This is a genomic window from Pseudonocardia sp. DR1-2, assembly GCF_023717215.1.
Taxonomy (GTDB): Bacteria; Actinomycetota; Actinomycetes; order Mycobacteriales; family Pseudonocardiaceae; genus Pseudonocardia; species Pseudonocardia alni.
The window spans coordinates 1-5,325 of sequence record NZ_JAMQOF010000017.1 but is presented as its reverse complement, the minus strand read 5'-3'; the positions used below and the strand labels follow the sequence as shown (position 1 = coordinate 5,325).

Here is a 5,325-nt window from a genome sequence, read left to right as displayed (position 1 = left end):
CGACCTACTCTCCCACACCCTGGCGAGTGCAGTACCATCGGCGCTGGAAGGCTTAGCTACCGGGTTCGGAATGGGACCGGGCGTTTCCCTACCGCAATGACCACCGACAACACTATCCAACTATCACCCCACCCCGAAACCGGGACAGGGGTCGAGCACACAAGCCGACTCCACACCCTGCCCGGGCATACCCGGGGGAAGGTGTGGATGGTTGTGGACTCAGGGTCACACAGTGGATGCGAACAACTCGTTGTGGCAAGCCCTCGGCCTATTAGTACCGGTCAACTCCACCCCTCACAGGGCTTCCATCTCCGGCCTATCAACCCAGTCATCTACTGGGAGCCTTACCCACTCGAAGGTGGTGGGAGACCTCATCTTGGAACAGGCTTCCCGCTTAGATGCCTTCAGCGGTTATCCCTCCCGAACATAGCCAACCAGCCGTGCCCCTGGCGGGACAACTGGCACACCAGAGGTTCGTCCGTCCCGGTCCTCTCGTACTAGGGACAGCCTTCCTCAAGTCTCCAACGCGCGCGGCGGATAGGGACCGAACTGTCTCACGACGTTCTAAACCCAGCTCGCGTACCGCTTTAATGGGCGAACAGCCCAACCCTTGGGACCTACTCCAGCCCCAGGATGCGACGAGCCGACATCGAGGTGCCAAACCATGCCGTCGATATGGACTCTTGGGCAAGATCAGCCTGTTATCCCCGGGGTACCTTTTATCCGTTGAGCGACACCCCTTCCACAAGGTGGTGCCGGATCACTAGTCCCGACTTTCGTCCCTGCTCGACCCGTCAGTCTCACAGTCAAGCTCCCTTGTGCACTTACACTCAACACCTGATTGCCAACCAGGCTGAGGGAACCTTTGGGCGCCTCCGTTACTCTTTGGGAGGCAACCGCCCCAGTTAAACTACCCACCAGGCACTGTCCCTGAACCAGATCATGGCCCGAGGTTAAGACACCCAATTCGACCAGAGTGGTATTTCAACAACGACTCCACCACCACTGGCGTGGCGATTTCACAGTCTCCCACCTATCCTACACAAGCCGAACCGAGCACCAATACCAAGCTATAGTAAAGGTCCCGGGGTCTTTCCGTCCTGCCGCGCGTAACGAGCATCTTTACTCGTAGTGCAATTTCGCCGAGTCTGTGGTCGAGACAGCGCCCAAGTCGTTACGCCATTCGTGCAGGTCGGAACTTACCCGACAAGGAATTTCGCTACCTTAGGATGGTTATAGTTACCACCGCCGTTTACTGGCGCTTAAATTCTCCGCTTCGCCCCGAAGAGCTAACAGGTCCTCTTAACGTTCCAGCACCGGGCAGGCGTCAGTCCGTATACATCGTCTTGCGACTTCGCACGGACCTGTGTTTTTAGTAAACAGTCGCTTGGGCCTGGTCTCTGCGACCGGCCGTCCCTAGCCCGCAAGGAGCCTCAAGACAACCGGCCCTCCTTCTCCCGAAGTTACGGAGGTATTTTGCCGAATTCCTTAACCACAGTTCGCTCGATCGCCTCGGTATTCTCTACCTGACCACCTGTGTCGGTTTGGGGTACGGGCCGCAACAGCACTCGCTAGAGGCTTTTCTCGACAGCATGGGATCACCCTCTTCGCCTCAATCGGCTACGCATCACCTCTCACCCTTTGATGAGCCCCGGATTTACCTAGGACTCGGGCTACAGGCTTACACCACGACAACCACCGCGTGGCGGAGCTACCCTCCTGCGTCACCCCATCACTTGCCTACTACCAGATCGGATCCCACGCTCCCCCACAAACAACACTCCCGAAGGAGCGAAGGTGGGTTCGGATGGTTAGCATCACCAGCCTCGGCATGGACGCACTATCACGAGCACGGGAATATCAACCCGTTGTCCATCGACTACGCCTGACGGCCTCGCCTTAGGTCCCGGCTCACCCTGGGCGGAACAACCTGGCCCAGGAACCCTTGGTCATCCGGCGGCAGAGATTCTCACTCTGCATTCGCTACTCATGCCTGCATTCTCACTCCCACACCCTCCACCCGTAAATCACTCCCGGGCTTCACCAGATGCAGGACGCTCCCCTACCCAACAACACAACAGTGTCATTGCCACGGCTTCGGCGGTGCGCTTGAGCCCCGCTACATTGTCGGCGCAGGACCACTTGACCAGTGAGCTATTACGCACTCTTTCAAGGGTGGCTGCTTCTAAGCCAACCTCCTGGTTGTCCGGGCGATCCCACATCCTTTCCCACTTAGCGCACGCTTAGGGGCCTTAGCCGGTGATCTGGGCTGTTTCCCTCTCGACCACGAAGCTTATCCCCCGCAGTCTCACTGCCGCGCTCTCACTCACCGGCATTCGGAGTTTGGCTGACTTCGGTAAGCTTGTCGGCCCCCTAGGCCATCCAGTGCTCTACCTCCGGTGAGAAACACACGACGCTGCACCTAAATGCATTTCGGGGAGAACCAGCTATCACGAAGTTTGATTGGCCTTTCACCCCTACCCACAGCTCATCCCCCAGGTTTTCAACCCTGGTGGGTTCGGGCCTCCACGACGTCTTACCGACGCTTCACCCTGGCCATGGGTAGATCACTCCGCTTCGGGTCTACACCCCGCGACTCAGACGCCCTATTCGGACTCGCTTTCGCTACGGCTACCCCACACAGGTTAACCTCGCCACGAAGCATAACTCGCAGGCTCATTCTTCAAAAGGCACGCCATCACCCCGAAAGGCTCTGACGGCTTGTAAGCACACGGTTTCAGGTACTATTTCACTCCCCTCCCGGGGTACTTTTCACCTTTCCCTCACGGTACTTGTCCGCTATCGGTCATCAGGTAGTATTTAGGCTTGACGGGTGGTCCCGCCAGATTCACAGCGAATTTCACGGGCTCGCTGCTACTCGAGAACACGCCCACAACAGAACCCAGTGTTTTCGCGTACGGGGCTATCACCCACTACGGCCGACCATCCCAGAGTCGTTCCGCTAACACAGATCCTTGCTGTCCCATCCTCGGCAGAAGATGAACGACACGTCTCACAACCCCGCACCCGCAACGCCTGCCGGCTTGACACGGACACGGTTTAGCCTCTTCCGCTTTCGCTCGCCACTACTCACGGAATCACTATTGTTTTCTCTTCCTGTGGGTACTGAGATGTTTCACTTCCCCACGTTCCCTCCACGCACCCTATGAATTCAGGTACGGGTAACGCCCCATGACGGGCGCTGGGTTTCCCCATTCGGACACCCTCGGATCACAGCTCGGTTGACAGCTCCCCGAGGCCTATCGCGGCCTCCCACGTCCTTCATCGGCTCCTGATGCCCAGGCATCCACCATGTGCTCTTAACAACTTGACCACAACAAGATGCTCGCATCCACTATGCAACACTCAACCCACAACCACACCAGACCAAGAAGAAACCACCACACCCGGAACCAACCGGGGCGTTAGGACAACCCTCGACCTGAGCGGCCAAAGAAAACAACCCACCAGCTCCGAAGAACCACAGGGTGTCCTCTCAGGACCCAACAGTGTGCCAAGCCAAACGGTCCGACGTACTGCGTTCCACCCAACGCACCCGACCCACGAACGAGGCCGCAAATGCGATTCAATGAAGGAACCACAGACTCACCATGAGCACAACTCACAGAGCATCGTGGTGCCCCATCACATGATGGGACTCCTTAGAAAGGAGGTGATCCAGCCGCACCTTCCGGTACGGCTACCTTGTTACGACTTCGTCCCAATCGCCAGTCCCACCTTCGACAGCTCCCTCCACAAGGGTTGGGCCGCCGGCTTCGGGTGTTACCAACTTTCGTGACGTGACGGGCGGTGTGTACAAGGCCCGGGAACGTATTCACCGCAGCGTTGCTGATCTGCGATTACTAGCGACTCCAACTTCACGGGGTCGAGTTGCAGACCCCGATCCGAACTGAGACTCACTTTAAGGGATTCGCTCCACCTCACGGTCTCGCAGCCCTCTGTATGAGCCATTGTAGCATGTGTGAAGCCCTGGACATAAGGGGCATGATGACTTGACGTCATCCCCACCTTCCTCCGAGTTGACCCCGGCAGTCTCCCATGAGTCCCCACCATTACGTGCTGGCAACATGGAACAAGGGTTGCGCTCGTTGCGGGACTTAACCCAACATCTCACGACACGAGCTGACGACAGCCATGCACCACCTGCACACCAACCACAAGGGAAGCCCTATCTCTAGGGATGTCTGGTGCATGTCAAACCCAGGTAAGGTTCTTCGCGTTGCATCGAATTAATCCACATGCTCCGCCGCTTGTGCGGGCCCCCGTCAATTCCTTTGAGTTTTAGCCTTGCGGCCGTACTCCCCAGGCGGGGCGCTTAATGCGTTAGCTGCGGCACAGAAACCGTGGAATGGTCCCCACACCTAGCGCCCAACGTTTACGGCGTGGACTACCAGGGTATCTAATCCTGTTCGCTCCCCACGCTTTCGCTCCTCAGCGTCAGTATCGGCCCAGAGACCCGCCTTCGCCACCGGTGTTCCTCCTGATATCTGCGCATTTCACCGCTACACCAGGAATTCCAGTCTCCCCTGCCGAACTCAAGTGATGCCCGTATCGACCGCACGCTCAGAGTTAAGCCCCAAGTTTTCACGGCCGACGCGACACACCGCCTACGAGCTCTTTACGCCCAATAATTCCGGACAACGCTCGCACCCTACGTGTTACCGCGGCTGCTGGCACGTAGTTGGCCGGTGCTTCTTCTCCAGGTACCGTCAATTGCTCTTCGTCCCTGGCGAAAGAGGTTTACAACCCGAAGGCCGTCATCCCCCACGCGGCGTCGCTGCGTCAGGCTTCCGCCCATTGCGCAATATTCCCCACTGCTGCCTCCCGTAGGAGTCTGGGCCGTGTCTCAGTCCCAGTGTGGCCGGTCGCCCTCTCAGGCCGGCTACCCGTCACCGCCTTGGTAGGCCATCACCCCACCAACAAGCTGATAGGCCGCGGGCCCATCCCCCACCGAAAAAACTTTCCACCACCAACCATGCGATCAGTGGTCCTATCCGGTATTAGACCCAGTTTCCCGGGCTTATCCCAGAGTGGAGGGCAGGTCACCCACGTGTTACTCACCCGTTCGCCGCTCGTGTACCCCCGAAAGGGCCTTACCGCTCGACTTGCATGTGTTAAGCACGCCGCCAGCGTTCGTCCTGAGCCAGGATCAAACTCTCCAACAAAACCCTGACTTGCAACAAACAACTGGCCACAACACCCGACGGGATCGAATGCTGCAACCAAACAAACAATTTGGCACAAAACGCCAAACCGAATCAAAATAGCTCGACACACTGTTGAGTTCTCAAAAGACACCCGCAC

At 57.9% G+C, this 5,325-nt stretch carries 3 rRNA genes; all 3 read right to left on the bottom strand.

Going from position 1 to position 5,325, the window contains the following annotated elements:
• Window positions 1-108: ribosomal RNA gene (rrf, locus tag ND486_RS28675) — 5S ribosomal RNA — on the bottom strand; the annotation flags it as partial.
• Window positions 109-251: 143 nt separating this feature from the next.
• Window positions 252-3,334 (bottom strand): 23S ribosomal RNA (locus ND486_RS28670).
• A 332-nt stretch (window positions 3,335-3,666) separates the two neighbouring features.
• Window positions 3,667-5,186: ribosomal RNA gene (locus tag ND486_RS28665) — 16S ribosomal RNA — on the bottom strand.
• Window positions 5,187-5,325: the final 139 nt, after the last annotated feature.